This window comes from Lichenifustis flavocetrariae, assembly GCF_026130545.1.
Lineage (GTDB): Bacteria > Pseudomonadota > Alphaproteobacteria > Rhizobiales > Beijerinckiaceae > Lichenihabitans > Lichenihabitans flavocetrariae.
Genome location: NZ_JAMOIM010000016.1, coordinates 66,533 through 92,093 on the forward strand (window position 1 = coordinate 66,533; position 25,561 = coordinate 92,093).

26 protein-coding genes are annotated in these 25,561 nt (G+C 62.4%); 13 read left to right on the forward strand and 13 right to left on the reverse strand.

Features of this window, described 5'->3' with window-relative positions; all coding sequences use genetic code 11:
* Positions 1 to 16 precede the first annotated feature (16 nt).
* On the reverse strand, positions 17 to 958 hold the full coding sequence (locus M8523_RS21260) for a nucleoside hydrolase (RefSeq protein WP_282586917.1): 942 nt from the start codon (positions 956 to 958) through the stop codon (positions 17 to 19).
* Between the two features lie 148 nt (positions 959 to 1,106).
* Between M8523_RS21260 and M8523_RS21265 the strand changes: the two genes are divergently transcribed.
* The 3 genes from M8523_RS21265 to M8523_RS21275 all read left to right on the forward strand — a co-directional run bounded on the left by M8523_RS21265 (position 1,107) and on the right by M8523_RS21275 (position 3,280).
* Positions 1,107 to 1,994 carry a cation diffusion facilitator family transporter gene (locus tag M8523_RS21265; RefSeq protein ID WP_282586918.1) on the forward strand — a complete coding sequence of 296 codons (888 nt, stop codon included), beginning with the start codon at positions 1,107 to 1,109 and terminating at the stop codon, positions 1,992 to 1,994.
* 110 nt (positions 1,995 to 2,104) lie between these two features.
* Complete coding sequence (locus M8523_RS21270) at positions 2,105 to 2,437, forward strand: hypothetical protein (RefSeq protein ID WP_282586919.1); 333 nt, start codon at positions 2,105 to 2,107, stop codon at positions 2,435 to 2,437.
* Between the two features lie 183 nt (positions 2,438 to 2,620).
* Positions 2,621 to 3,280, forward strand: coding sequence for a L,D-transpeptidase (locus M8523_RS21275; RefSeq protein WP_282586920.1), 660 nt, complete (start codon positions 2,621 to 2,623; stop codon positions 3,278 to 3,280).
* Between the two features lie 43 nt (positions 3,281 to 3,323).
* Here the strand turns inward: M8523_RS21275 and M8523_RS21280 are convergent, their stop codons facing one another.
* Complete coding sequence (locus tag M8523_RS21280) at positions 3,324 to 3,689, reverse strand: gamma-butyrobetaine hydroxylase family protein (protein WP_282586921.1); 366 nt, start codon at positions 3,687 to 3,689, stop codon at positions 3,324 to 3,326.
* A gap of 77 nt (positions 3,690 to 3,766) precedes the next feature.
* On the opposite strand from M8523_RS21280, the gene M8523_RS21285 reads away from it, so the two are divergent.
* From M8523_RS21285 to moaA, 3 genes are read left to right on the forward strand one after another with little or no spacing between them, the layout of a single operon-like run.
* A complete protein-coding gene (locus M8523_RS21285) occupies positions 3,767 to 3,982 on the forward strand; it encodes a DUF3311 domain-containing protein (protein WP_282586922.1) in 216 nt (71 codons plus the stop codon).
* 21 nt (positions 3,983 to 4,003) lie between these two features.
* Complete coding sequence (gene mctP / locus M8523_RS21290; RefSeq protein ID WP_282586923.1) at positions 4,004 to 5,548, forward strand: monocarboxylate uptake permease MctP; 1,545 nt, start codon at positions 4,004 to 4,006, stop codon at positions 5,546 to 5,548.
* Between the two features lie 42 nt (positions 5,549 to 5,590).
* On the forward strand, positions 5,591 to 6,628 hold the full coding sequence (moaA, locus tag M8523_RS21295; RefSeq protein WP_282586924.1) for a GTP 3',8-cyclase MoaA: 1,038 nt from the start codon (positions 5,591 to 5,593) through the stop codon (positions 6,626 to 6,628).
* Positions 6,629 to 6,658: 30 nt separating this feature from the next.
* Here the strand turns inward: moaA and M8523_RS21300 are convergent, their stop codons facing one another.
* The 5 genes from M8523_RS21300 to M8523_RS21320 form a co-directional block, all read right to left on the reverse strand.
* Positions 6,659 to 7,783, reverse strand: a complete 1,125-nt coding sequence (locus M8523_RS21300; protein ID WP_282586925.1) for a TRAP transporter substrate-binding protein — start codon at positions 7,781 to 7,783, stop codon at positions 6,659 to 6,661.
* Between the two features lie 55 nt (positions 7,784 to 7,838).
* Positions 7,839 to 8,966: an Mrp/NBP35 family ATP-binding protein gene (locus tag M8523_RS21305; protein WP_282586926.1), complete on the reverse strand. Its 1,128-nt coding sequence runs from the start codon at positions 8,964 to 8,966 to the stop codon at positions 7,839 to 7,841.
* Positions 8,967 to 9,074: 108 nt separating this feature from the next.
* Positions 9,075 to 11,534, reverse strand: a complete 2,460-nt coding sequence (gene clpA / locus M8523_RS21310; RefSeq protein WP_282586927.1) for an ATP-dependent Clp protease ATP-binding subunit ClpA — start codon at positions 11,532 to 11,534, stop codon at positions 9,075 to 9,077.
* A 13-nt stretch (positions 11,535 to 11,547) separates the two neighbouring features.
* Positions 11,548 to 11,904 (reverse strand): ATP-dependent Clp protease adapter ClpS, encoded by a 357-nt coding sequence (clpS, locus tag M8523_RS21315; RefSeq protein WP_282586999.1) that lies wholly within the window; start codon positions 11,902 to 11,904, stop codon positions 11,548 to 11,550.
* Positions 11,905 to 12,263: 359 nt separating this feature from the next.
* Positions 12,264 to 12,620: a phasin family protein gene (locus M8523_RS21320; protein WP_282586928.1), complete on the reverse strand. Its 357-nt coding sequence runs from the start codon at positions 12,618 to 12,620 to the stop codon at positions 12,264 to 12,266.
* A 350-nt stretch (positions 12,621 to 12,970) separates the two neighbouring features.
* On the opposite strand from M8523_RS21320, the gene M8523_RS21325 reads away from it, so the two are divergent.
* Positions 12,971 to 14,518 carry a serine hydrolase gene (locus M8523_RS21325; RefSeq protein WP_282586929.1) on the forward strand — a complete coding sequence of 516 codons (1,548 nt, stop codon included), beginning with the start codon at positions 12,971 to 12,973 and terminating at the stop codon, positions 14,516 to 14,518.
* A 79-nt stretch (positions 14,519 to 14,597) separates the two neighbouring features.
* Here M8523_RS21325 and M8523_RS21330 read toward each other — a convergent pair whose 3' ends face one another.
* Complete coding sequence (locus tag M8523_RS21330) at positions 14,598 to 15,338, reverse strand: DnaJ domain-containing protein (RefSeq protein ID WP_282586930.1); 741 nt, start codon at positions 15,336 to 15,338, stop codon at positions 14,598 to 14,600.
* A gap of 133 nt (positions 15,339 to 15,471) precedes the next feature.
* On the opposite strand from M8523_RS21330, the gene M8523_RS21335 reads away from it, so the two are divergent.
* Entirely contained in the window at positions 15,472 to 15,798 is a 327-nt protein-coding gene (locus tag M8523_RS21335) for an NIPSNAP family protein (RefSeq protein ID WP_282586931.1), read from the forward strand.
* Positions 15,799 to 15,830: 32 nt separating this feature from the next.
* On the opposite strand, the gene M8523_RS21340 is transcribed toward M8523_RS21335, so the two are convergent.
* Positions 15,831 to 16,799 (reverse strand): GGDEF domain-containing protein, encoded by a 969-nt coding sequence (locus M8523_RS21340; RefSeq protein WP_282586932.1) that lies wholly within the window; start codon positions 16,797 to 16,799, stop codon positions 15,831 to 15,833.
* Positions 16,800 to 16,984: 185 nt separating this feature from the next.
* Here M8523_RS21340 and M8523_RS21345 point away from each other — a divergent pair, with 185 nt between their 5' ends.
* The gene (locus tag M8523_RS21345) at positions 16,985 to 17,803 is read left to right on the forward strand and encodes an RMD1 family protein (RefSeq protein WP_282586933.1); all 819 of its coding nucleotides are present in this window, start codon (positions 16,985 to 16,987) and stop codon (positions 17,801 to 17,803) included.
* 144 nt (positions 17,804 to 17,947) lie between these two features.
* Complete coding sequence (locus M8523_RS21350; RefSeq protein ID WP_282586934.1) at positions 17,948 to 18,160, forward strand: hypothetical protein; 213 nt, start codon at positions 17,948 to 17,950, stop codon at positions 18,158 to 18,160.
* A gap of 1 nt (position 18,161) precedes the next feature.
* On the opposite strand, the gene miaA is transcribed toward M8523_RS21350, so the two are convergent.
* Positions 18,162 to 19,094 (reverse strand): tRNA (adenosine(37)-N6)-dimethylallyltransferase MiaA, encoded by a 933-nt coding sequence (gene miaA / locus M8523_RS21355; RefSeq protein ID WP_282586935.1) that lies wholly within the window; start codon positions 19,092 to 19,094, stop codon positions 18,162 to 18,164.
* Here miaA and serB point away from each other — a divergent pair.
* Positions 19,093 to 20,019 carry a phosphoserine phosphatase SerB gene (serB, locus tag M8523_RS21360; protein WP_282586936.1) on the forward strand — a complete coding sequence of 309 codons (927 nt, stop codon included), beginning with the start codon at positions 19,093 to 19,095 and terminating at the stop codon, positions 20,017 to 20,019. The two genes, miaA and serB, sit on opposite strands and share 2 nt — an antisense overlap.
* Positions 20,020 to 20,101: 82 nt before the next feature.
* A complete protein-coding gene (locus M8523_RS21365; RefSeq protein WP_282586937.1) occupies positions 20,102 to 20,278 on the forward strand; it encodes a hypothetical protein in 177 nt (58 codons plus the stop codon).
* On the opposite strand, the gene M8523_RS21370 is transcribed toward M8523_RS21365, so the two are convergent.
* Genes M8523_RS21370 through M8523_RS21380 form a run of 3 tightly spaced genes read right to left on the reverse strand, consistent with a single transcriptional unit; the run spans position 20,271 to position 23,525 of the window.
* Positions 20,271 to 21,467, reverse strand: a complete 1,197-nt coding sequence (locus M8523_RS21370; RefSeq protein WP_282586938.1) for a CaiB/BaiF CoA transferase family protein — start codon at positions 21,465 to 21,467, stop codon at positions 20,271 to 20,273. The genes M8523_RS21365 and M8523_RS21370 overlap by 8 nt on opposite strands.
* A gap of 15 nt (positions 21,468 to 21,482) precedes the next feature.
* The gene (locus tag M8523_RS21375; protein ID WP_282586939.1) at positions 21,483 to 22,697 is read right to left on the reverse strand and encodes an acyl-CoA dehydrogenase; all 1,215 of its coding nucleotides are present in this window, start codon (positions 22,695 to 22,697) and stop codon (positions 21,483 to 21,485) included.
* 54 nt (positions 22,698 to 22,751) lie between these two features.
* Positions 22,752 to 23,525, reverse strand: a complete 774-nt coding sequence (locus tag M8523_RS21380; protein ID WP_282586940.1) for a ferredoxin--NADP reductase — start codon at positions 23,523 to 23,525, stop codon at positions 22,752 to 22,754.
* A gap of 302 nt (positions 23,526 to 23,827) precedes the next feature.
* On the opposite strand from M8523_RS21380, the gene M8523_RS21385 reads away from it, so the two are divergent.
* Positions 23,828 to 25,546, forward strand: coding sequence for a cation:proton antiporter domain-containing protein (locus M8523_RS21385; RefSeq protein WP_282586941.1), 1,719 nt, complete (start codon positions 23,828 to 23,830; stop codon positions 25,544 to 25,546).
* Positions 25,547 to 25,561 lie beyond the last annotated feature (15 nt).

Genomic DNA, 25,561 nt, shown 5'->3' on the forward strand with positions numbered 1-25,561 from the left:
TTTGTTGAGATGAAGCTTACGGAAGCTGGGCGAGCCGCTCGATGAGCAGCGCGTAAAATCGCTCGACATCGACGTTGCGGATGTAGTTGCAATTGGCCGGGCGCTTGGTGACCCGCCAGAAATCCGCGACGGTCATACCTTGCGTGAGCGCACTGCCGGTTTCTATGGCCACATTGATGTGCCGCCCCTCGTAAAGCGTCGCGTCGAGCAGATAGGCGATCACGTTGGGGTCGTGCAACGGTGCGCCCGTCCATCCGTATTTTTCGAGGTCGAAGCGCTCGGAAAAGCTGAGCAGCGCCGCGACGGCGGTGCCGCACCGGTTGCCGAGACTTGCGATCCGGGCGAGCCGCTCATGCGTGTTCAGCACTTGGTGCGTCACGTCGAGCGGCAGGAGCGTGACAGGAACCCCGCTCTCCAGGACCACGGCCGCCGCTTCCGGGTCGACGTAGATGTTGAACTCGGCCGCCGGCGTGATGTTGCCGACCTCGAAATACGCACCGCCCATGCTGACGATCTCGCGTATCTTGAGGGCGATCTCGGGCGCCTTGATTAAGGCCATGGCGATGTTGGTCAGTGGACCCAGCGTGCAGAGCGTGATCTCCTTATCGGCGTGAGCCAACACGGTTTCGATGATGAAATCGACACCGTGCTGAGCCTGCTGCGGAACCGACGGCGACGGAAGATCGATCCCGTTCAGGCCCGTTTCGCCGTGCACATGTTCCGCCGTCACCGGTTGCCGCCGCATCGGTCGAGCACAGCCGGCAAATACTGGGACGCTCGTTTTTCCAGCCAATTCCACGATCTTGCGGGCGTTCTCGGTCGTCCGCCACAAGGGCACGTTGCCGGCCACCGAAACGACCCCAAGAACTTCGATTTCCTCCGGCGACGCGAGTGCCAATAGAATCGCAACGGCGTCGTCCTGGCCCGGATCCGTGTCGATGATGATCTTGCGCGTCATGAGAGATCCTGCCGTCAGCGATACATCTCAGGTCGCGCGAATTGTGCGGAGCGTCAATCCCGGGCCACAGAGCTGCGGCTTGCCTTCTGGCGCGGGTTTGCGCATTGACGTGCGCCTGCTTGGGAACGACCCGGAGGAGCGACGGCCAATGGACAGGTTGCAACGCATTGCTCTGGGGAGCATTGCGGTCGGATGCCTCGTGCTCGGGATCAAGTTCGCGGCCTATGCGGTCACGGGCAGCGTGGGCTTACTGTCGGATGCGCTGGAAAGCATCGTCAACGTTGCGACGGCGATCGCAGCCTTCGTGGCTCTGCGCATCGCATCGCGGCCCGCCGACGACAATCATCCGTATGGGCACTCCAAGGCCGAGTATCTTTCCGCCGTCGTCGAAGGCGTCCTGATCGTTGTCGCGGCCTGCGCGATCCTGCGCGAGTCCTATGAGGGCTTCATCGCCCCCCGCCCGCTCGAAGCCCCGGTCGCGGGATTGGCGATCAGCCTTGTGGCGACCGGGCTCAATGCGGCCTGGGCGACGTTGCTCGTGCGTGAAGGTCGATCGAACCGATCGGCTGCGATCGAGGCCGACGGTCGCCATCTGTTTACGGACGTGGTCTCATCTGTCGGTGTCGTGGTCGGCGTCGCCATCGTGTACCTGACGCATGTGGCCGTTCTCGATGCGGTGATCGCCGCTCTCGTCGCCGTCAACGTCCTGTGGGCCGGCTGGCAGATCATGCGCGAAAGTGTGGGCGGTCTGATGGATGAGGCCATTCCCGAGGCCACCCTGGGCCAGGTCCGCGAACTGATTTCCACCAATGCCACCGGAGCCGTCGAGGCACATGACGTCAAAACCCGGCGGGCCGGCAAGATGACGTTCATCGAGTTCCACCTCGTTGTATCCGGCGACATGACGGTGTCGACGGCTCACGAGATTTGCGATCGTCTGGAACGGGTCTTGCGGGCGGCGATTCCCGACACGACCGTTTCGATCCATGTCGAGCCCGAGGAGAAGGCCAAACATTCCGGGATCGTGGTGGTGTGAGTGTGACCATTCCGAGCAAGACGCCTGAAAAAATCCGGCACTGTGGCTTGAGACCAACAGCCGAGCTTCAGCCTTTCAGGTAATGTGATTGTGTTCTAACGAGGCAGGGCATGTTCAGCTACCGTTTCCTTTACGTCGTCCCCGCCGCTCTTGTGCTCTCCGCTTGCGCCCTTTTTCAGCCGATCTATCAGAAGACTGCGGTCAATTATGCGGATGATTGTATTGCAACCGAGTCCAAGGTGATCTCGTCCAGCGCCACCGCGATCGAAGCCGCGGTCGGGTTTGTCATGCGCCGCTGCGACGTGGAGGTCCATGCGGCCGAAGTGGCGCTGTTGACCCAGACACGTGGCGATGGCCGATCCGACGCCGCGAAGGCCGCCGAATTGCGGCAAAGCCAGCGTGATCTGGCGCGAAAGCTGATCTCCCTGGCGCGTGCCATCTGAAGGCGCGCCATAATGGTGCCACTGTTGTCGCCGGATCACGCGTCGCGAAGATCTGCATCAAGGCCATAGAAAGGCACGTGTTTCGATTGCCGATCGGGCTCTCGTTAGCCGATTAAAGAAAGAAGCGGCTGATCATGCCGCAACCCGTCCATCATCTGGACGGATCTCTTGAGAGGCACATCGATGCATCGTTCATCTCTTGCCCTGTTGGGAGCCGTGGCGAGCGTGATCGCGTTCGCAAGCTCGGCCCAGGCTTATGAAGGCTCGTTCTTCCTGAATCCGCCGGATGGCGGCGCAAGGGCTTCGGCTCAGCCGGACGCCGATCAAACCTCTGTCGACCCCGGCAGCAGCGCTCCAGCCTACGCCACCCCGAGCTATGACCAGACCCGTCCGATGGCGAGCCCCATTCCCCGCGAGGTCGTGGCCTACGACGGCCCATACGCCCCCGGCACGATCGTCATTTCGACGGAAGAGAAGCGCCTCTATCTGATCATGCCCGATCATCAGGCCCTCCGTTACGGCGTGGGCGTCGGTCGCCCAGGTTTTGAATGGTCCGGCGTGAAGACCATCACGGCCAAGCGGGAATGGCCAGATTGGACGCCTCCCGCCGCAATGCTGCGTCGCCGCCCCGACCTGCCCCGTCACATGGCCGGCGGCATCGAAAATCCGCTCGGTGCGCGCGCCATGTATCTCGGCAGCAGCGAATATCGCATTCACGGATCGAATGAGCCCGATACGATCGGCCAAGCCGTGTCGTCGGGATGTATCCGCATGACGAACGAGGATGTCGCCGATCTCTATGATCGTGTGAAAGTGGGCGCCAAGGCTGTCGTGGCCCGCTGAGCCCACCGAAATGACGAGGTCGACATGGTCGACCTCGTGATGCTCAACGGCCGAGTCCTCGCGCCGCGAGTGCAGCCAGATAGGTCTGCCACCGCTGATCATGTTCCTGCCCCAGCTCGAACAGATAGGTCCAGGTGAATAAACCTGAATCATGTCCGTCATCGAAGGTCAGCTTCACCGCGTAATGACCGACTGGGGTCGCGGCCGCAATACGCACCTGGCGCTTTCCGGCGACCGTCTTCTTCTCTGCCGCGGAGTGGCCTTGCACTTCGGCGCTTGGGCTTTCCACCCGAAGATACTCCGCCGGCAAGTCGAAGGACCTTCCGCTATCGAACGTCACCGCAAGCCGCGTGCCTCCGTCTCTCACGCGCAATTCGGTGGGCCAAACCTCTGTGGACTCTTGCGTCATCGAAACGGCTCCATGGCGGATTGCGCCGAGATTGTGATGGGTTATAGACGGGCAACAAAAGCAAGTCGGAGGAATGGATGGACCGGAACGAAAGGACGCGACGCACGCGCCTGTGGTCGAACTGGTATCTCCTCCTGCTGCCCACCTATGCGGCGGTGCTCTGGGTGCCGTTCTTCAATCGGGTCGAACCGACGATCCTCGGTTTTCCGTTCTTCTATGCCTATCAGATGATTTGGGTGCTTATCAGCGCCGTTCTGACCGGCATCGTCTTCTTCGCGACGCGTCAACAATAAGAAGATTTTGGGAGCGGAAAGATGCCGGTCAACTGGATTGCGCTCGCGGTTTTCGTGGCCTTCTTCGGCTTTGTCACGCTGGTCGGCTTCATGGCGGCGAACTGGCGGCGCGGCGACCTCGACCTCTTGCACGAATGGGGCCTGGGCGGCGGACGTTTCGGCACTCTAATCACCTGGTTTCTCCTCGGCGGCGATCTCTACACCGCCTACACGTTCATTGCAGTCCCGGCCCTGGCGTTTGGCGCGGGAGCCATCGCGTTCTTCGCGGTCCCCTACACGACCATCGTGTATCCCATGACCTTCGTGGTGTTCCCACGCCTTTGGTCGGTCTGTCGGCAAAACGGCTTCGTCACCGCAGCCGATTTCGTGCGAGGCCGCTTCGGCAATCGCTGGCTGGCGTTGGCGATCGCGGCGACCGGCCTTCTGGCCACCATGCCGTATATCGCGCTCCAGCTCGAAGGCTTGCAGGTGGTGATCGCGGCCTTGGGCGTCGAATCGTCGGGCTGGCTTGGTGAATTGCCTCTTATCGTCGCCTTTGTGATCCTGGCCGCCTTCACCTACACGTCCGGCCTCCGCGCCCCCGCGGCGATCGCCGTCGTCAAGGACGTGATGATCTACATCACGATTTTTGCCGCGCTGATCATCATCCCGGCGAAACTCGGCGGCTTCGGTGCCATCTTCGCCGCCATTCCGGCCAAGAATCTGATCCTCGCGACCCCACAGCCTGGCTCGACGGGCGCCTATTCGGCCTATGCGACCTTGGCGCTCGGCTCCGCCGCAGCGCTGTTTCTCTATCCACACGCCATTACGGCCGTCCTGAGTTCATCGACCCGCGACGTCATTCGACGCAATTCGGCTCTGCTGCCGGCCTATTCGATCGTGCTCGCGCTGATCGCCCTGCTGGGTTTCATGGCCTATGCGGCGCATGTGGATCAGAACCCGGCCTTTGCGGCCATGTTCAAGCAATACAAGGCAAACTTTGCCGTCCCGGCCTTGTTTCTGCAGCTCTTTCCCGCTTGGTTCGCAGGTTTCGCTTTTGCCGCCATCGGCATCGGGGCGTTGGTGCCCGCCGCAGTCATGTCCATTGCGGCCGCCAATCTCTGGACCCGCAACATCCACCTCGAATTCATCAATCCGAATGCCTCGGCCCGTCAGGAGGCCCGCATGGCCAAACTGATGTCGCTGATCGTCAAGTTCGGCGCCCTGTTCTTCATCCTCTTCCTCCCCCTGGATTATGCGATCCAATTGCAGCTCTTGGGCGGAGTGTGGATGAGCCAGACCTTGCCGGCAGTCCTCATCGGCCTCTACACACGCCGGCTGAATTCCTGGGGCTTGCTGCTTGGCTGGGCGGCGGGCATCGGCCTCGGCACCTGGATGGTTGCCCTGACAGGCTTCAAATCCGCGACCTACAGCCTGACCTTGTTCGGGCTTACGGTACCGGCCTATGCGGCTATCTACGGGTTGCTCGTCAATATCGTGGTCGGCACGGCCGCAACCGTCGTGATCAATATCCTGAATGGGGGGCCCGAGACCCGAGACAGCACGCTTCCGGCAGACTACATCTAGGCCGCACTTCCCTCGGCAGGTGCCGAAGCCTATGTTGTGGCAATGATCCAGCCCACCACCTCGGAATTGGCGCGCATGCGCCAGACCCCACTCGTGGACCCATTTGGCCGCGAAATCTCCTATCTGCGCGTTTCGGTGACGGATCGCTGTGACCTGCGCTGCACCTATTGCATGGACGAGACCATGTCGTTCTTGCCCCGGCGGGAGTTGCTGACGCTCGAGGAACTCGACCGGCTCTGTACCGCCTTCGTGACGCGCGGGACCCGGAAGCTGCGGATCACGGGGGGTGAGCCGCTCGTCCGGCGCGACATCATGGCGCTCTTCCGCGCCTTGTCACGCCACCTCGTAAGCGGCGCCCTGCACGAACTGACCTTGACCACGAACGGCACGCAGCTCGCGCAGCACGCAGCCGCATTGGCCGATGCGGGTGTGAAGCGGATCAACGTTTCCCTCGACACGCTCGATGCTGACAAATTTCATCAGATAACCCGCCGCGGCGACTTCGACCGCGTGATGGCGGGGCTGGATGCCGCGCAGTCTGCCGGCCTGCATGTGAAGATCAATGTCGTGGCGTTGAAAGGCATCAACGACGATGAGGCCGCCGCCATGGTGCGCTGGGCGCATGGCAGGGGAATGGATCTTACTTTCATCGAGGTCATGCCGCTCGGCAACGATTTCGGCCGCAAGCCGGATACGTTCCTGTCCCTTCACGCGTTGCGCGCCAAGCTCGCCGAGGTCTTCACTTTATCGCCTCTTGCCGTGCGCACCGGGGGACCCGCTCGCTACGATGCGGTTGCCGAAACGGGAGGTCGCATCGGCTTTATCACGCCGCTGACACATAATTTCTGCGAATCCTGCAACCGCGTTCGAGTGACCTGCACCGGCACGTTGTACATGTGCCTCGGCCAAAACGATGCGGCCGATCTGCGCACACCGCTCCGCTCCTCGGTCCAGGACGATGCCCTGCATGCTGCTATCGATGAAGCGATCCTCCGCAAACCAAAGGGCCATGACTTTGTCGCCGATCGGGCGTCGATCAAAGCCCGGGTCGCCCGGCCTATGAGCGTCACGGGCGGCTGAAGCGCTCTTTTATCGATCTGTGACGACCCTTCAGCCGCGGGCCCTTTGCCGGATGTTGAAGTTGTCGAACGTGTATTCGCCGACCTGCCACCATAGATAGGCTTCGTTGCGAAATGTCACGAGTGCTTCGAGATTGGCCTTGAAGCGCGGATTACCTTCGCCGATTTCCCGGTACACGTCGGTTGCGGCCTTATAGGCCTGTTCGAGGATATCCTGCGGGAAGGGGCGCAGTTGTGCGCCAGCGATCACCAGACGCCGGAGAGCCGTGGCATTGGCGGTGTCGTAGCGCGCGAGCATGTCTGAAGCGCTCTCGGCCGCGGCGACGCGGACCGCCGCCTGATAGGTGGGCGGAAGCGACTGAAACTTGGTGCGGTCGACCACGATATGCACCATGGCGGCGCCTTTCCACCAGCCCGGGTAATAGTAGTTCGGGGCGAGTTTCTGGACGCCGTTCGACTCGTCCTTGCTGAACACTTCATCATCATGCGGGCTGACCCAGGTGACCGCATCAAGCGCACCCGACTGAAGCGCGCCCATGATCTCAACCCGTGGTGTGGCGACAGGCACCGCGCCGAGCTTCTGCAGCACGCGACCAGCCAGGCCCCCGATGCGGATCTTCAGCCCATTGAAATCGGCTGCGGATTTGATCTCCCGCTTGAAGAAGCCACCCATCTGGGCGCCGGTGTTGCCGGCCGCGAACGCCATGGCATTGCTCGACGCCAGCAAGTCGTCGACCTGAGCGCCCCCGGCCCCCTGGGTCGCAAAGGCATATTGCTGGCGCGCGTTCATGCCGAACGGAATGGCTGTCGCCAGCGCGAAAGCCGGGTCCTTGCCGTAGAAATAATCGAGCGAAGTCTGGCAGGCCTGGATCGTGCCCGCTTCAAGGGCATCGAGCACCTGCACCCCGCCGATCGCCTCGCTTGGCGGCGAGACCTCGATCTTGAACTTGCCACCCGTCAGATCGGCCACCGTCCGGGCAAAACGCTCCGCGCCGCCGTAGAGGAGATCCAGCGTCTTCGGGAAACTCGAAACGAGGCGCCACGTCACATCGGGCGCAGCTTCGGGCGCCTGGGCACGCACCGGAAGGGTAGCGCTGGTCACCAAGCCCACGGAAAGGCCGGCCAGCACGCCCCGGCGCCCAAGGTCGTTCGTCATGAGTTCGCCCCGAGTCTCACATTCGCGTCCGGCTTGGACGCTTACCGAAAATGCCCTACTCAATCACGATGCGCGGTGCGGCACGTTGCCGTGAGCCGGCCAGCGCATCCAGGACCCCCCGCGCGATCTGCTGGTAGACCTGAGCCTGGGGCCCTGACGGATCGGACACGACGATAGGCCGTCCCGCGTCGGAACTCTCACGGATCGGCATCGAGAGGGGGATTTCACCTAGGTAGGGAACACCGAGCCGCTCGGCTTCACGCTTCGCCCCGCCATGATGGAAGATATCAGACCTATGCCCGCAGTTCGGGCAGATGAACGTGCTCATGTTTTCGACGATCCCGAGGATCGGCACTTCGGTGCGGCGGAACATGGCAATGCCCCTGCGCGCGTCGATCAAAGCGAGATCCTGCGGTGTCGACACGATCACGGCTCCGGCGAGTGGCACGGATTGCGCCATGGTGAGTTGCGCGTCTCCGGTGCCCGGGGGCATGTCGACCACCATCACGTCGAGCTCACCCCATTGCACTTCCCGCAGCATTTGGGTGAGGGCAGACATCACCATCGGGCCACGCCAGATCATGGGCGTTTCCTCTTCGACCAGGAAGCCGATCGACATCACCTTGACACCGAACGCCTGCAGCGGACGCATCATGCGCCCTTCGACGACCTCCGGCTTGCCGGTAAGACCCAGGAGCCGTGGCATCGAGGGCCCGTAGATGTCCGCGTCGAGGAGACCGACCGACAGGCCGAAGCCTGACAGGGCGAGGGCCAGATTGCAGGCCGTCGTCGATTTGCCGACACCCCCCTTACCGGATGCGACCGCGATGATGGTCTTCACGCCCGGAACATTTTGGTTGGCCCGAGCGGCTTGGGCGCGAGGTCCGGGCGCGTGGCTATGACCGGGCGCTGGCGGCGTTGCCGGCGCCGAACCAGGCGCTTTCTCGGCCGTAACCGTCACAAACACGGCCGCGACACCAGGCACCGCTTTGATGCGCTGCTCCACCTCAGCCCGCAACGGCTCAATATCCGACGCTTTCCGGCCTTGCCCTTCAAGCGACACGAAGACGCGCCCATCCCGCACCACGACGCCACCGAGCAAGCCCGATTGCGCCAGGGGCGTGTGGCCGTCGAGGCCAGCCATATCGGACAAGGCTGCAACAATATCGTCTTGGGTCGGCATGGACGAGAACACATTCATTGGTGACGAAGGCCCGCCAGCGACAGGCCGCAACGGGAACAGGCCCCGAACCATAGAGGTTCGAGGCCTGCCTGTCTTTGTCGCATCATCTCAGGAGCGAGCGGTCACCGGCTTGGCATCCGAACCGTCGGGATCGGCGTCACCCGGATCATCATCTTCACTACTGGCTTCGGGCGCGTCAGCCTCAGTCCGAGCTTTGCGCTTTTTACCCGCTTCGAGGATGTCGCGTTCCGGCCGAGGCAAAACGGGACCGTCAGGGAACACGAAGCTCAGCTTCTTGGTGCCCTGCTCATCGGTCGCCACCACGACGCGAACGGTCCCACCATTTTTCAGTCGTCCAAACAGGACTTCATCCGCCAACGGCGTCTTGATGTGCGTTTGGATGACGCGTGCCATGGGCCGTGCGCCCATAGCCTCGTCATAGCCATTCTCGACAAGCCATCTCCGTGCCTCATCGGTCAGCTCAATCGTAACGTTGCGGTCCGCGAGCTGCGCTTCGAGCTGCAGGATGAATTTATCCACGACCTTGCCGATGACCGACGCCGGAAGGTGGCCAAACGGGACCACGGCGTCGAGCCGGTTTCGAAACTCGGGCGTGAACATCCGGTTGATGGCCTCGACGTCATCGCCTTCACGCCGGGCCCGTGTGAAGCCAATCGTGGCTCGCGCCATATCGGCCGCACCGGCATTTGTGGTCATGATCAGAATCACGTTCCGGAAATCGACCTGCTTGCCGTGCTGGTCGCTGAGTTTGCCGTGATCCATCACCTGCAGAAGGATATTGTAGAGGTCCGGATGGGCCTTTTCGATCTCATCGAGCAGCAGCACGCAGTGCGGGTGTTGGTCGACGGCATCGGTCAGCTGACCTCCCTGGTCAAAGCCCACGTAGCCGGGGGGAGCACCGATCAAACGACTGACGGTGTGCCGCTCCATATACTCGGACATGTCGAACCGGATGAGTTCAACCCCGAGGCCCGACGCGAGCTGCCGCGCGGCTTCGGTCTTTCCCACGCCGGTCGGGCCGGAGAACAGGTAGCAGCCGATCGGCTTCTCGCCATCTCGCAGGCCTGCTCGCGCCAGCTTGATGGCCGAAGTCAGCGCCGCGATGGCCGTGTCCTGCCCATAGACGACCCTCTTCAGGGTTTCGTCGAGATGGGCGAGCACTTCCGCGTCATCCTTGGAGACCGATTTCGGCGGGATCCGCGCCATCGTCGCGATTGTCGCCTCGATCTCCTTGATGCCGATCGTTTTCTTCCGCTTCGGTTCCGGCAGGAGCATCTGCGACGCGCCTGTTTCGTCGATCACGTCGATCGCCTTGTCGGGAAGCTTGCGGTCATGGATGTACCGAGCCGAGAGTTCGACTGCCGCCTTCACGGCCTCTCCCGTGTACCGAACCTTATGGAACTCCTCGAAATAGGGCTTCAACCCCTTCAGGATTTCGATCGCATCGGTAACTGTCGGCTCCTTGACGTCGATCTTCTGGAACCGGCGAACCAGTGCGCGATCCTTCTCGAAATATTGCCGATATTCCTTGTAGGTCGTCGAGCCAATGCATCGCAGCGAGCCTTGCGCGAGCGCGGGCTTGAGCAGGTTCGACGCATCCATGGCGCCTCCAGAGGTCGCACCGGCCCCGATGACCGTGTGGATCTCGTCGATGAAGAGGATCGCGCCCTTGTGGTTCTCGATCTCCTTCATGACCTGCTTCAGGCGTTCCTCGAAGTCGCCACGATAACGCGTGCCGGCCAGAAGTGTCCCCATATCGAGCGCGAACACAGTGGCGCCGACCAGGACCTCCGGGACCTCGTTCTTGATGATCTTGCGCGCAAGCCCCTCGGCAATGGCTGTCTTGCCGACACCCGGGTCACCGACGAGAAGCGGATTGTTCTTCTGCCGGCGGCAAAGCACCTGTATGGTGCGTTGCACCTCGAGCTCGCGGCCGATGAGAGGGTCGATTCGACCATCGCGGGCCTTCTTGTTCAGGTTCACGCAATAAGCTTCGAGAGCACCCTCCTTCTTCTTGGAGTCGCCGCTCTCCTTGGCTTCCTTACCGTCACGTCCCTCATTCTCGTCATCAGCGCCACGCGGCCCCTTGCTCGACTCCGTGAGCCCAGGGCGTTTGGCGATGCCGTGACTGATGTAATTGACCGCGTCGTAGCGCGTCATATCCTGCTCCTGCAGGAAATAGGCCGCGTGGCTTTCCCGCTCCGCGAAGATGGCGACGAGCACATTGGCGCCCGTGACTTCTTCGCGGCCCGAGGATTGGACGTGAATGTGCGCACGCTGGATGACGCGCTGAAAGCCCGCGGTGGGCTTGGCGTCGTCGTTGCCTTCGGCAACAAGCGTTTCCAACTCCTGGTCGATGTAATCGACCACCGTTTTCTTCAGCACATCGACATCGACCGAACAGGCTTTCATCACGGCGCTCGCGTCGCCGTCATCGATCAAAGCCAGGAGGAGATGTTCCAGCGTCGCGTATTCATGATGGTGGTCGTTGGCGATGGCCAGCGCGCGATGGAGGGATTGTTCGAGCGAGCGTGAAAATGCGGGCATGACGGCACCGGCCTCACTTCTTTTCCATGATGCACTGCAAAGGATGTTGGTTCTTGCGCGCGAAGTCCATGACCTGCGTCACTTTTGTTTCGGCGACCTCGTAGGTGAAGACCCCACATTCCCCCACACCATGGTGGTGAACATGAAGCATGATATGCGTGGCTTCGTCAGCCGTCTTGTTGAAGTATTTGCGTAGCACTGCGACCACGAACTCCATTGGTGTGTAATCGTCGTTCAAGAGCAGAACGCGATACATGCTTGGCTTTTTGGTCTGGGTCTTCGGTCGGGTGATGACCGCTGTACCGGCACCATCGCCATTCTTTCGAGGCTCTTTTGCCGCAACAGTCGAAGGACGCCATAACGGCTTCATGAGCTTGAGCAACAGGCGCGAAGATCCGCCCTTCACGGTGATCGTTCCTTATATCCAGAGATCGTGGGACCGCTCACCGGTAGCGTCCCCGTTGACTAAATGTGAACGACGCCAAGTCTTTTCCAGAAGGAGGTCGTGACGCGAAGCAGGATAAAGTTTGGGTTCCGATCATGGCGCGTTCATGGCTGCCGAAGCGATGCGGGGGATGCTGACACGCCCGCCAATGCATTGCAACGCTACGCGCCACGGCGTCGCATAACAAAAAACCCGGCAGAGAGCCGGGTTTGTCGTCAACCAAACGAGGTCCCGAGGCCGACGGTGCGGTGGTCCCGAGAGGCTTCGTGGGGGGTGTTCGTCGCTCAGACTCCGGTGGCGCCGGTCGCGGTGTTCTTGATCTTGTGGAACGCCCCTTCGATCGGCTTGAACATCTCCTGGGCGGTCACCGAAAGAATGCCGTTGAACTTGTGCGATCCGGCCATCATGCTGTCATAGGCCGTGCGGGCGAACTCCATCTGCACCTGAATGGCGCGGTCCATCGATCGGCTCGCCATGAGGCTCTGAAACGCATCCGTCCCGGTTTCGATCGATTTCTTCGAGAGTTCGGTCGTTTCCGCGAACAACTGCTGCACGCCGTTGCCCAGAGCTGTAGCCGACTGCGTGGCCGCTTCCATCTGCTCCTTGCTGAACTTCTGGAAATCCTCGACGGACTTGAACATGTAGCTCTCCCTAGCGGTGCCGGCACACTGCTACCAGCATCACCGCCAGCATTTATTGCAATGCCGCAATTTCGTCAAATGCTCCCGCAGTGCACCAAAATTCCGACAACCCAATTGAAGCGGGAAAGCCGCCATTAACCGCCCTGTAACCGCGCCGTCATAGCCTCACGATCAGTGCCCTTCCGGTCACGGTCACGGCGCATCCGGACGGGCGGGCGCAGGCGAGGTGAGCAATGGCGGTTCGCAACAGCACAACAGGCAGCCGCCGGCTCGCAGTCGCGAGCCTAGGGCTGGCTCTTGCGCTCGTTACGACGGGAAGCGCGGAAGCGCGCGGACATCGGCACAGGCCGATGCGATCGCATGCCGTCCATGCTCGTGCGTCGTCGCCAGCGGCTTCGTCGGCGAACTTCGCGGCTCTTGTCATCGACGTCAACACGGGTCGGACACTCTATGCCGATCGGGAAAACGAGCTCCGGCATCCGGCATCGATCACCAAAGTCATGACGCTGTTTCTGCTGTTCGAGAAGCTGCAGTCCGGCGAAATGAGCCTGGACACGCGGATTTCCGTCTCGCGGCACGCTGCCAGCATGTCACCCACGAAACTCGGACTTCGGCCGGGCTCCACCATTCGGGTCGAAGACGCCATCAAGGCTATTGTGACAAAGTCGGCCAACGACATGGCGGTCGCCGTGGCCGAAGCAATCGGCGGCGACGAAGACAGCTTCGCCAGAATGATGACCCGCAAGGCGCACGCGCTGGGCATGTTCCGCACGACCTACGTGAACGCCTCCGGCCTGCCGGACAATCGCCAGATCACCACGGCGAAAGACCTGGCCTTGCTCGGGCGCGCGATCCAGGATCGTTTCCCGACCTACTACCATTTCTTCTCGACGCCGAGCTTCACCTATGCGGGCGAGTTCATGGCGAACCACAATCATCTGATGGAACGCGTCGAAGGCATGGACGGCATCAAAACCGGCTATACCAACGCATCGGGCTTCAATCTCTTGTCGAACGTCAATCGCGACGGCCATCACATCGTGGCCGTCGTGATGGGCGGCAAGTCGGCCGCGGGACGCGATCGGATCATGGAGGGGCTCATCGCCCAGCATCTCGAAGAAGCCGCCCCAACCCGCATCGCGGGGCGGATCGAGGAGCAAAAGCAGATCGAGGCGCCGGCTGAAACAGTCGCCAGCGCCAGCACGGATGATGTTCCCGACACGGCCGACGACCCCCACGACCAGAGCCCGAGCCTCATTGCGCCCACCATGGCCGTGCCCCCACTCCCGCTTCCGCTGAAACGCAGCCGGCCGGCGGATCTGGAACGGGCCCGTCCCGCTTTTGTGGCCGGCGCGCCTCGGGTCATCGACACTGATCGTTTGCCGCCGCCCCTCGCCGCAAGCGATCGGAGGCGGATCGCCCTTGATGGGTCGACCAGCAACAGGTCGGAGAACGACAGCAGCAACGCCGTCGCACTCGCTACGACGACGCCCTCGACCATGCATTGGGTTCCCGGCCCACCTCCTGCGAGGCCGACCGCTGGCGCTCCCGGCAAGTTGGTGCGGGTGGCCAGTGCCGATGATGAGACCGCCACAATTAAGCCCGTCACGCGCGCCGCCATGGCGACCCAGGCCGGCTTATCGGCCGCCGGTCGTGGCGATTGGGTGATACAGATCGGTGCCACGGAGAGCGCGCGGGAGGCCAGCGACCTCCTCAGCAAGGCCAAGACCGATGGCCGTTCGGCCCTGAACGGCGCCCGGCCTATGACCGAAAAGGTGCGCAAGGGTGGCGCGACCCTCTATCGTGCCCGTTTTGCGGGACTCGAACCGGATCAGGCACAAGCCGCGTGCCGCACCCTCAAGCGATCGGGCTTCGCATGTTTCGCGACGAAAGACTGACGGTAGCCCGCATTTTCACATGGGATGCTGTGTGACGAACCACTGCCCCCAAACCGTGTATCCAACCAGCGTAGCGAGTTTACGGATGTCGGCGCATCAGGACATCTTTGGCTTCGTTCACCCGGGCCGCCATTTCGGTGGAGCCACCGTGGTCGGGGTGGTATTTTTTCATCAGCCGCCGGTGAGCCCGCGCGATCTCTTCCCGGTTCGCGCCCTCCGCAAGGCCAAGGACATGGTAGGCCTCGTGGTCCGGCATGCCAGCCGAGCGGCCACCCCGGTGACCCGTCTCCGCGCCCCCGGCGTCGTGTCGGAAATCCGCTGCTTCACGCCAGCCGGAAAAGCGGCTGTCGAAGTAAGCTTCCAGATGCCGGGCTCCCTGCGAGTCGACTCGAACACACCACCAGTAGCCCTGGATGCACTCCTCTCGTGAGAGTTCGTCGAGCCACCGCCCGGCCATAGGGCCGGCGTGATAGTGGCCGCCGATCTGCCCGGTCGCGGGATCGCGCGTAAGATCGAGAGTTGCGGTCCTGAGATGGGAACCGCCGCCCGCCGGCGTCCGGCCTGTGCGGGACATTCCGAACGAGAAAGGACTCTGCAGCCACGCCGGCTTGGAGCCCGCAAGCCAAAATCCAAACCCGGCAACCAGCAGCGCAATATTAAATTCCCCGCGCAAGATCAAAATGACGGCCAGGAGGAGCGCCAGTCCGCTACCGCCTTTCCGGAGAAAACGGGAGAGGGCTGCGGGATCGCTGCGGACGAAGCCGCGCAGCATGATGGACGACAGCCAGAGCAGCAGGAGTCCGGCGACAAGCATGGGCATGCTTGGGTTGTGGCCCGTGTGCGATCCCAGTGCAAGCCGTACAGCCGCGCTGTAACCCGTGGCATCTCGAAGCCGTCGGCTCTAGGGTCAAGAAACGCGAGGAGCTCCCCTCCGCGGCACGACAAGGTCCACCATGATCCACGAGCTTCGCATCTACACCTGCGCCCCGGGGCGTCTCCCCGACCTTCTGAACCGATTTCAAACCACGACGCTAAAGATGTGGGACAAGCACGGCATCAGGCAGGCAGGCTTTTGGACCACCCTGGTCGGGCCCTCGAATCATACTCTGACCTATCTGCTCGCCTGGGAGTCGCTTGCCGAGCGGGACACGAAATGGACCGCGTTCGCCACGGATCCTGAGTGGATCGCGGCCAAAAACGCCAGTGAACAGAACGGCCCGATCGTCACCGACATCGCCAACGCTCTGCTTCAGCCGACGAGCTTCTCGTCGGTCACCTAAGACATATCCAAAGCTCATCTGCGGTCAGAGCCTCAGGCAACTCTCGCCCGTCCGTCCTGGAAGCGCTCCGAATGCCAAGCGGCCTCGGCCACTGCGAGAAAAGCCGCGGCATCCGGTGCCGCGCCGGCCCGCATGGTGGAGATATCCACCTTGACGGTCTGGAGCGGTGGCACGGCCAGCAGCGCAGACCATCCCTGCTCCATGTGCTTCGTCAGGCGGCCCGCGAGGACTTGTGCTCCGGCCCCTTCGGTGTCGGTCAGCAGCAGTCCGAATACATTCTCAGACAGGCGACCGAACGTGTCTCGGCGGCGGACCTGATCACGTCCAAGGTCCGCCAGGCGACGCAACACCATCGCGCCGAGACCAGCCTGCAGGGATTCAAGGCGCGCGCGAAAGCCGGCAATGTCGATCAGGACCAGGCTGAGAGGCTGCCCGCCGGATTGAGCGACCTCGATCATGCGGCGCACTTGATCGACAAAGGCGCTACCTTCGAGGGCCCCGGTTTCCCGATCGATCCGAGCCGCACGGCGGCTGGCCAGAAGGGCCGTGATATCCGCGGCGGCGTGGTTGACGGCTTCGATTTCGGCCTCCGAGAAGACGCGAGGTCGCGTGTCAGCGACGAAAACGGCACCGATCGCGTCGTCCTCCAGGCTCGTGATCCGGGTCGCGAGATAAGCGCGCAGATCGCAATCGCCAATCAACAATCCTGAGCAGAGAGGATCTTCGAGCACGTCTGACACGCTGATGACGGCGCGCTCTGAAATGACAAGGTCGGCCAGGTTGCCGAGCCGCGGGATTTCCGTCGGCAGGCTTCCTATCCCGGCCTTGGCCCAGATCCGATGTGCATCGGCGAAGACCAGCTGGGCCATAGGTGCATCGAGTTTCCGCGCAAGATCCGACACGATGACGTGAAATATCGGCTCAGCTTCGCTATCCAGGATGCCATATTTGAAAAGGGCCGAAAGCCGCGCGAATTCTGGGCCTGAAACAGGATTGGGCACGTGAATTCACTCCGGTGCACGCGGGGACGCGAGCACTCACAAAGCCGATGTTTCGCTACGCCTCCATGGCCGAGACCATTCGAAATTGAATCATGTTGGCTTTTTTCCCGGGGCGCATACCGACTCGGTTGACGGAGTGCTTCAGGTCACCCAGCGTCGTTTTGTGAAAAGGATCCATGACCGGAATGCATGAGCCCACCAACGTCCCGAGCCGCGTACTGGCTCACCGTGTGACGGCCCGCGCCCTGGCCCTCGGGGCTCGGCTCGATGCGCATGGATTGGAGCGCCCCGACACGATCTCGTCGACCCCCCTGGCCTTCCATGTTGGCACATCCGGCTTTGTGGCTCTCTACCGGTTCGGCGTGGCGGTGCTGGTCGGCCTCTCGCCGGTCGAGGAGGACGATTTCATTCGCCAGATCAAGGCCCGCGTCTCCGGCGAGCGCGATCGCGTGGACGACGAGACGGCGGTCCTCGAGATTTCCGCCGACGGCGAAGATCGCATTTCGCCCGGCGGTCCGATCGGCATGCGGGACCTTTCGCCGCAGCGCCTGCTCGTGGTTGCCGATGGCTTGGCCAAGAGCGTCTCGCTCGGGCGCGACGAGCGCGAGGTCAACAGCGTCCTCGACATTATCGAGCCATTCGCGGCTGGGCTGAGCCGCACCGGTCGTCCCCCTGGGACGCGACGCAACATGCTCAAGCTGATCGGACAGGCGCTGCTGGTGCAGCATCGGGTAGCCGGCCGGGTTGCGGTGGAAGAAAAGCCCGACGTTCTGTGGGACCGGCCCGACCTTGAGCGGCTCTATGCGCGTGTCGAGGACGAATACGAATTGCAGGAACGAACCCGCACCCTGAAACGCAAGCTCGATGTCATCGTCGAGACCGCCCATGCTCTGACGGATGTGATCGAAGCGGATCGCGCGACACGGCTTGAAGGGACTATCGTCATTTTGATCGTCATGGAGATCATCCTGACCCTGGCCCAGATGTTCATTCTGCATCGCTGACAAGCGGCGAAGCAAAGCCAAAGCAGTCTCGCCGGGAACTTGTTTCGTTCCGGCACGTTCCTGTGCCACGGTAACCATATCTTCATACAAGTGGCGTCAATGTGGAGCAATCAGAGTATGTTGAGGCGGCCAGGAGGTCGCATCATGTTGAGTAGCGTTGTGGATCAATGCCTGTCGTTGGCTCTCGCGTCGGCGAGCAAACAGGTTGGTTTCAATCGCATGAAGACGGCCCAGCGCCGTATGAACTCGTGGCAGGCGCCTTTGGCCAGCTACCCACGCCTGCAGGCTGCCCTGGCAAAGGCCCAGGCGGATGGAGTGGTGTCGTCACGTCGGCGGTTCAGCGATCGTTTGCAGTAAATCACGACGCCCATTGGCGGGTGAGGTGAGCCTCGGCATCGCTCGGATCGATCCAAGTCAGGCCCTCAATTTGATGCCGGGCGAAGGTTAACTGGCGTTTGGCATAACGCCGGCTTGCAAGCTTCGCCTGATTTATGGCCTCGGCGAGAGACAGGTCGCCCGCGAGGGCGGACATGAGCGGCGGAACTCCGAGGGAGCGGAGCGCCGGCAACGTCGGATCGAGTTTGCGGGCCGCGAGGGCAGCGATCTCTTGTTCGGCGCCCATTTCGATCATGATGTCGAAACGACGGTCGATGCGTCCGTTCAGTTCGGGACGGGGCGGGGCCAGGAAGACACCCGCAACATCGGACATCGGAAGGACCGGCGATTCCCGGACGGCCTGAAAGCTGAGAAGCGATTCTCCGGTCGTTTCGAAGATCTCAAGCGCGCGCAGGATTCGCTGCGGGTCGGTGGGACGCAGCCTTGCCGCCATACCGGGATCCAAAGCGGCCAAGCGCGCATGGAGGTCCGAAGGCGTGCAGACCGCGGCTTCGGCACGCAGGCGCGTCCGGATCTCGTCGGGGACGGAGGGGATATGCGACAGACCCTGCGTGAGCGCCTTGATGTAGAGGCCGGTTCCGCCAACGAGAACGGGCACACGGTCGGCAAGCCGAGCCGCCTCGATCTCGCGTTTGACCTCGCCGAGCCAATGGCCAACCGAGTAAGCTTGGGCCGCATCCACATGGCCAAAAAGGCGGTGTGGGACGCGCGTGAGGTCGGCCAACGAGGGGCGCGCCGTCACAATATGCAGGTCCGCGTAAACCTGCATGGAATCGGCATTGATCACCACACCGCCATAGCGCTCTGCCAGGGTCAGGGCGAGCGCCGACTTGCCGCTCGCGGTCGGGCCTGCGATGAGGATGGCCCGTTTCCCTGGAAGCTGCACGTCGCCCATGACCTCCGACTTCGTTCCCTGCGTTGCGACATTTATCGCGCCCGATGCCAACACGGAACTGCTTCCTACCCTCCGGGCCGCGCAGTCTCTGTTGCCGAAGGCAGGTGCGCCGACCTGGCTCGATCCCGAACGCGCCGCCGACATTTTCTTCGAAGCCGACCTGAACGACCTTGCGTCGCTGCGAGACACTCTGATGTCCCGGCGAAGTCGAGATGCTGGCATCGACATTGTGGTGCAGCCAAGCGGCGGCCGTCGCAAGCGACTCTTCCTGGCGGACATGGATTCGACCATGATCGGACAGGAGTGCATCGACGAACTGGCGGATTTCGCTGGATTGAAGCCACGCGTGTCGGCGATCACCGAGCGGGCGATGCGGGGCGAACTCGCTTTCGAGCCTGCGTTACGCGAACGCGTGTCCCTTCTGAAGGGGTTGCCGCTCGGTGTCGTCGACGAGGTCATCGGCACGCGCATTACGATGACGCCTGGCGGCACCGCACTGGTTCGAACCATGCAGGCGCACGGGGCCTATTGCTGCCTCGTGTCGGGTGGATTCACGCTATTCACCTCGCCGATCGCGGCCCGGATCGGGTTTGACGAACACCGAGGCAACATTCTCCTCAGCGAGAATGGCCAACTCTCAGGCGAAGTCGCCGAACCGATCCTCGGCCGCGCCGCTAAACTCCAGACTCTTGTCGAATTGCGGGACCGCTTCGGACTCGCGCCGCACGAGACGCTCGCGGTCGGCGACGGCGCCAACGATCTGGCGATGATCGGGGAGGCGGGGCTCGGCGTCGCGTTCCGGGCGAAACCGGCCGTGGCCGCCGCCGCCGCCGCCCAGATCGATCACAACGACCTGACGGCTTTGTTGTTCGCGCAAGGTTACCCCCGCAGCAGCTTCGCGCCAGAAGGCCAGACTGCGGCCTGAATATCCCACCTCCCTGGTTAACGTCTCCGGAACCGGCAGGCGGCCAAGTCTTCACATCCGTGGCAAGCACCCGAGAGTAAGAATGACGCGTTATTTGAAACCCATGATCATCGCCATCGGCACCTCTTGCCTGCTCGCCGCCTGCGCCGGGCCGCACGGCGAGAAGCCTGTCTTGAATCAGGCCGTCGAGCGACCGTCGAGCGCGCCATACGCTTTTGGCGGCGGCTATGTCGGGGCGACCGGAGGCGGCTTCAGGTAGCGCGCGTCAAAGCCGACCAGGCTGGATCGTCAAGCACGTCCGCCGTATCGGCGCCGAGCCCCGGCGACGGTCGCCCGGCCACCATCCGGAGGCCGTCGATCACGATCGGCGAGGCCACGCCGGGAATGCTGCCGCCCGCCGCGCGCGGGTCCGGAAGGTCGACCTTGAGCCCGCGGGCGACAACCTGCGGATCGTCGAAGACATCGGCCACAGAATTGATCGGCCCGCACGGCACCCCTTCGATTTCGAGGCGCCGAAGCAATTCGGCTCGCGGCACGGTGATGGTCAAGGCGGTGAGCAGCGGAACCAGGGCGGCCCTATTGGCGACCCGCAGCGGGTTTGTCGCAAAGCGTGGATCCAGGGCGAGAGCGCCCTGCCCCAGCACATTGACGAACCTTGTAAACTGCCCGTCGTTGCCCACGGCCACGATCACATGCCCGTCGCCGACCGGGAAGATCTGGTAGGGAACGATATTTGGGTGGGCGTTGCCCATGCGCCGGGGCGCATGGCCCGACACCAGATAGTTCATGGCCTGGTTGGCCAGCACCCCGACCTGCGTGTCAAGCAACGCCATATCGACGTGGCCGCCTTTGCCGGTCGCATCGCGGCGGCGCAGGGAGGCCAAGATGCCGATGACGCCATAGACGCCCGTGAAGATATCCGCGAAGGCGACGCCGATCTTCTGCGGCTCTCCCTCGGGCACCCCCGTGAGGTCCATGATGCCGCCCATGCCTTGAATCATGAAATCATAGCCCGCACGGGCCGCATAGGGCCCGGTCTGGCCGAACCCGGTGACCGAACAATAGACGAGACCGGGATTTCCGGCGCTAAGGCTTGCGAAATCGAGCCCGTATTTCGCTAGACCGCCAACCTTGAAGTTTTCGACCACCACATCCGCGCGGCTCGCCAAGCCGAGGACGATCCGGCGCCCCTCGGGTGTCTCGAAATCCGCGGCGACCGAGCGCTTGCCGCGATTGGCGGCATGGAAATAGGCGGCCGACAAATGTTCGCCGTCAGCGCCTTGCACGAAGGGCGGCCCCCAGGTCCGCGTGTCGTCGCCGGTTCCCGGCCGTTCGACCTTCACGACATCGGCACCGAGGTCGGCCAGCACCTGGCCGATCCACGGTCCCGCCAGGATGCGGGCGAGTTCAAGAACCTTGAGGCCGGCCAGCGGCTTGGTGGGGCTCATGACCACCCCGTCCCGTCAGAAGAAGGCCTGCAGCCCGGTCTGCGCTCGCCCGAGGATCAGGGCATGGACGTCATGCGTGCCCTCGTAGGTGTTCACCGTTTCAAGGTTCTGGAGGTGACGCATCACATGGTACTCGCCCATGATCCCGTTGCCGCCATGCATGTCGCGGGCTTCGCGGGCGATCGTGAGCGCCTTGCCGCAATTGTTGCGCTTGATGAGCGAGATCATCTCCGGGGCCATGCGGCCTTCGTCGAAGAGCCGTCCAACACGAAGGCTTGCCTGCAAGCCGAGCGCGATTTCGGTCTGCATGTCGGCGAGCTTCTTCTGTATCAACTGGGTCTGTGCCAGCGGGCGGCCGAACTGCTTGCGATCGAGCGTGTATTGCCGTGCCCGGTGCCAGCAATCCTCGGCCGCGCCCATCGTCCCCCAGGAGATGCCATAGCGTGCCCGATTGAGGCATCCGAACGGGCCCTTGAGACCCGAAACGTTCGGCAGCAGGGCATCCTCGCCCACCTCGACGCCTTCCATCACGATCTCACCCGTCACCGAAGCACGCAGCGAAAGTTTTCCGCCGATCTTCGGCGCCGATAGGCCTTTCGTACCCTTGCGCAGCACGAAACCCCGGATCGCGCCCTCATGCGCATCCGACTTGGCCCAGACCACGAAGACATCGGCGATCGGCGCGTTGGAGATCCATGTCTTGGCGCCGTTGAGGCGATAGCCGCCGTCGATCTTCGTGGCGCGGGTCTTCATGCCGGCCGGGTCTGAGCCTGCATCGGGCTCGGTCAATCCGAAACAGCCGATCCACTCGCCCGAGGCCAGCTTGGGCAGATAGCTCTTGCGCTGTGTCTCGTCGCCATAGGCGTAGATCGGGTACATGACGAGCGAGGACTGGACGCTCATCATCGAGCGATAGCCCGAATCGACCCGCTCCACCTCGCGGGCCACAAGTCCATAGGCCACATAGGAGGCCTCGGCCCCGCCATAGGTCTCCGGGATCGTCACACCGAGAAGGCCGAGTTCCCCCATTTCACGGAAAATCGCCGTGTCGGTAATCTCTTGAGCGTAGGCTTCCACCACGCGCGGTTGCAGCTTGTCTTGCGCGTAGGAACGCGCCGTGTCCCGGATCATCCGTTCGTCCTCGGTGAGCTGGTCATCGAGAAGAAGCGGATCATCCCAGGCGAAACCCGCACTCGCGGAAGCGGAGGAAGAGACGGCGGACAGGCTCATGCGACGATTCCTAAACCGCTGGGTGACACCGGATCAGCCGGCGCCCCGCGGCACTTATTTGTCCACGAAGGCTTTTTCCACAACGAATTGTCCGGGCTCGCCATGGTTGCCCTCGATGAAATTGCGATCGAGGAGATGCTGCTTGATGTCCGCCAACATGTGAGGACCCCCGCAGATCATCACGCGGTCATGCTCGGCCTCGAGGGGCGCGAGGCCGAGATCGGCGTAGAGCTTGCCTGATTCCATCAGGGCTGTGATCCGCCCATTGTTGCGGAATGGCTCGCGCGTCACCGTCGGATAATAGATGAGCTTCTCGCTCACGAGTTCACCCAGAAGCTCATCTTTGGGCAGATCCTCGGCGATCGAGTCCTTGAAGGCAAGCTCGGACACGTGTCGGACCCCATGAACCAGAACCACTTTCTCGAAGCGGTCGTAGGTTTCGGGATCCTTGATCACGCTCAGGAACGGCGCCAGCCCGGTTCCGGTCGAGAGCAGATAGAGGTTCCGGCCGGCATGCAGATTATCCACCACGAGCGTGCCGGTTGCCTTGCGGCTGACGATCACCTGATCCCCGACCTTAAGATGCTGCAACTGCGACGTCAGCGGCCCCTCGGGGACCTTGATGGACAGAAATTCGAGCTGCTCTTCGTAATTGGCGCTGGCGAGGCTGTAGGCGCGCAGCAGCGGTTTGCCATTCACCTTGATGCCGATCATGGTGAATTCACCGTTCCGGAACCGGAACGACGGGTCGCGAGTCGTGCGAAAGCTGAACAGCCTGTCCGTCCAATGCCGAACGTCCAGAACCTTCTCTTCGTGCAAACTGCTCACATCATCTCCACACGCAAAGGCGGCTGACATCCGATGTGTGGCGCCGCGACCTTGGTCTTGACGTGTCTGAAAGTGGTTCGCGCCGCTCCGTCAAGATCAGAAAATGCGAATGGGCTGCAAGGCAGCCCTGCATAACAGCAGCAGCGATCCCTAATTTTATTTGTACGCAAACAAATATCGCGGGGCCGCGATGTCGTCAACCCGACGGACCGTCGCGGGCGGGCACCACATCCGATACGAGTTTCCTTTCGCCAAGCGATTTGGCACAAGAAAGGTCCTGGGGCCGCTGCTGCCGAGTACAAATGCACGATCTTGTCTTCGACATTGCGGTTTGCACGGTGACGGCATGGACGCTCGCCGTTGCGGCTCAGGCGATTGGGCAACCGGTGATCCTGGCCTATCTGATTGGTGGGTTCGTGATTGGCCCTTCGGGGTTCCGGCTGGTCAGTTCCGAGGAATCGATCGCAACCATCTCGGAACTCGGGTTGATCTTTCTGCTTTTTATGATCGGGCTCGAGATCGATCTTCGGAAGATCATCAGATCGGGACCGGTGATCCTGGTCGCGGCACTGGCGCAGATCGGCGGATGCTGCCTGCTCGGCATCTTCTTCTTTCTCTACATCGGGCTGCCGTTGGGCGGTGGCCATTGGGACGCGTTGTATCTCGGCGTTGCCGCAGCCCTCAGCAGCACCGTGATCATCGTGAAGGTGCTTTACGACAAGCGCGAACTCGACACGCTGCCAGGGCGGATCACGCTCGGCGTCCTGGTGCTGCAAGACCTGTTCGTGATCCTGTTCCTTGCCATCCAGCCGAGCCTCAACGATCTGAGAGCAGAAGTCATTGTGCTTTCCATCCTCCGGGTGGGCGTGCTGGTGGCCTCGGCACTCCTGGTCAGCCGTTTCATTCTTCCCGTCCTTTTCTTTCGCATCGCACGGTTGCCAGAACTCGTTCTCGTCGGCGCCCTCGCCTGGTGTCTGGCTTTGGGACAATTGGCCGAACTCCTCCACCTGTCGCGCGAGATGGGGGCGCTCGTGGCAGGTGTGTCCTTGTCGACCTTCCCTTACGCGCTCGATGTCGCGGCCAAGGTGACGAGCCTGCGCGACTTCTTCGTCACGCTCTTTTTCGTCGGCGTGGGGATGACCATCCCAATCCCGAGTCTCGACGTCTTCGGCTTTGCGGCGGTATTGGTGGTTTTCACGGTCGCGAGCCGTCTCGTCACGATCATCCCACCACTCTATGCGCTGCGGCAGGGATTGCGGACTAGCCTGCTGCCGGCCATCAACCTGTCGCAACTCAGCGAGTTCTCACTGGTTCTCCTGCAGATCGGTGTAGCGGCCGGCCATGTCGCCCCGGCCGTCAAAGCCGCGACCTCGATCAGTTTCGTGGTTCTCGCAGCCATCAGCACCTTCGGCATGGGTCGCAGCGATGCACTGGTGCGCGGCGCAATTGCCGCCCTGAAGCGTCTTGGGCTCCGAGACCTGGACGGCGAAATGCCCCTGGAAACCGTTACCTCAGAGCACGGCGCGCGGATCATGCTGCTAGGCTTCTTTCGCACCGCGAGTTCGCTGATCGCTGAGCTTGAGGCGCGCCAGTCGGCCTCTTTGGCCGACGTCGCGGTCGTCGACTTCAATCCTGTGGTGCATCGCGGTCTTATGGAGCGTGGGATCAAAGTGGCCTACGGCGACATTAGCCAGCCAGAAACCCTGATCCACGCCGGCGTCCGCCATGCGGAGGTTTTGATCTGCACCGTGCCGGACTTTCTGCTGAAGGGAGTGACCAACGAGCGTCTCGTGCGCCAGCTTCGCTCGCTCAATCCGACAGCAACGATCCTCGCGCCGGCCGAGCTCATTTCCGACGTGGATGCCCTTTATGCGGCCGGTGCCGATTACGTGATGGTGACCCGCCTCACTGAGGCCTCGCAGCTTTGCGACGTGCTGGAGGCCATCGACGACGGTCTCCTGTCATCGAAGCGCGAGAGCCTGGCGATCAGCCTCAAAGATCGGCGGGAGGTCCTGGCGTGAGCCGTCCTCGTGGAT

Bases quoted from the DNA above. Each gene is read 5' to 3' on its own strand.
- M8523_RS21280 (WP_282586921.1), bottom strand. From the start codon at position 3,689: ATGACGCAAGAGTCCACAGAGGTTTGGCCCACCGAATTGCGCGTGAGA.
- mctP (WP_282586923.1), top strand. From the start codon at position 4,004: ATGCCGGTCAACTGGATTGCGCTCGCGGTTTTCGTGGCCTTCTTCGGC.
- M8523_RS21325 (WP_282586929.1), top strand. From the start codon at position 12,971: ATGCGATCGCATGCCGTCCATGCTCGTGCGTCGTCGCCAGCGGCTTCG.
- M8523_RS21260 (WP_282586917.1), bottom strand. From the start codon at position 958: ATGACGCGCAAGATCATCATCGACACGGATCCGGGCCAGGACGACGCC.
- M8523_RS21270 (WP_282586919.1), top strand. From the start codon at position 2,105: ATGTTCAGCTACCGTTTCCTTTACGTCGTCCCCGCCGCTCTTGTGCTC.
- M8523_RS21345 (WP_282586933.1), top strand. From the start codon at position 16,985: ATGCATGAGCCCACCAACGTCCCGAGCCGCGTACTGGCTCACCGTGTG.
- clpA (WP_282586927.1), bottom strand. From the start codon at position 11,534: ATGCCCGCATTTTCACGCTCGCTCGAACAATCCCTCCATCGCGCGCTG.
- M8523_RS21330 (WP_282586930.1), bottom strand. From the start codon at position 15,338: ATGCCCATGCTTGTCGCCGGACTCCTGCTGCTCTGGCTGTCGTCCATC.
- serB (WP_282586936.1), top strand. From the start codon at position 19,093: ATGACCTCCGACTTCGTTCCCTGCGTTGCGACATTTATCGCGCCCGAT.
- M8523_RS21275 (WP_282586920.1), top strand. From the start codon at position 2,621: ATGCATCGTTCATCTCTTGCCCTGTTGGGAGCCGTGGCGAGCGTGATC.
- M8523_RS21335 (WP_282586931.1), top strand. From the start codon at position 15,472: ATGATCCACGAGCTTCGCATCTACACCTGCGCCCCGGGGCGTCTCCCC.
- M8523_RS21375 (WP_282586939.1), bottom strand. From the start codon at position 22,697: ATGAGCCTGTCCGCCGTCTCTTCCTCCGCTTCCGCGAGTGCGGGTTTC.
- M8523_RS21320 (WP_282586928.1), bottom strand. From the start codon at position 12,620: ATGTTCAAGTCCGTCGAGGATTTCCAGAAGTTCAGCAAGGAGCAGATG.
- M8523_RS21385 (WP_282586941.1), top strand. From the start codon at position 23,828: ATGCACGATCTTGTCTTCGACATTGCGGTTTGCACGGTGACGGCATGG.
- M8523_RS21285 (WP_282586922.1), top strand. From the start codon at position 3,767: ATGGACCGGAACGAAAGGACGCGACGCACGCGCCTGTGGTCGAACTGG.
- M8523_RS21365 (WP_282586937.1), top strand. From the start codon at position 20,102: ATGACGCGTTATTTGAAACCCATGATCATCGCCATCGGCACCTCTTGC.
- M8523_RS21265 (WP_282586918.1), top strand. From the start codon at position 1,107: ATGGACAGGTTGCAACGCATTGCTCTGGGGAGCATTGCGGTCGGATGC.
- M8523_RS21300 (WP_282586925.1), bottom strand. From the start codon at position 7,783: ATGACGAACGACCTTGGGCGCCGGGGCGTGCTGGCCGGCCTTTCCGTG.
- miaA (WP_282586935.1), bottom strand. From the start codon at position 19,094: ATGGGCGACGTGCAGCTTCCAGGGAAACGGGCCATCCTCATCGCAGGC.
- M8523_RS21305 (WP_282586926.1), bottom strand. From the start codon at position 8,966: ATGCCGACCCAAGACGATATTGTTGCAGCCTTGTCCGATATGGCTGGC.
- M8523_RS21370 (WP_282586938.1), bottom strand. From the start codon at position 21,467: ATGAGCCCCACCAAGCCGCTGGCCGGCCTCAAGGTTCTTGAACTCGCC.
- M8523_RS21350 (WP_282586934.1), top strand. From the start codon at position 17,948: ATGTTGAGTAGCGTTGTGGATCAATGCCTGTCGTTGGCTCTCGCGTCG.
- clpS (WP_282586999.1), bottom strand. From the start codon at position 11,904: ATGAAGCCGTTATGGCGTCCTTCGACTGTTGCGGCAAAAGAGCCTCGA.
- moaA (WP_282586924.1), top strand. From the start codon at position 5,591: ATGATCCAGCCCACCACCTCGGAATTGGCGCGCATGCGCCAGACCCCA.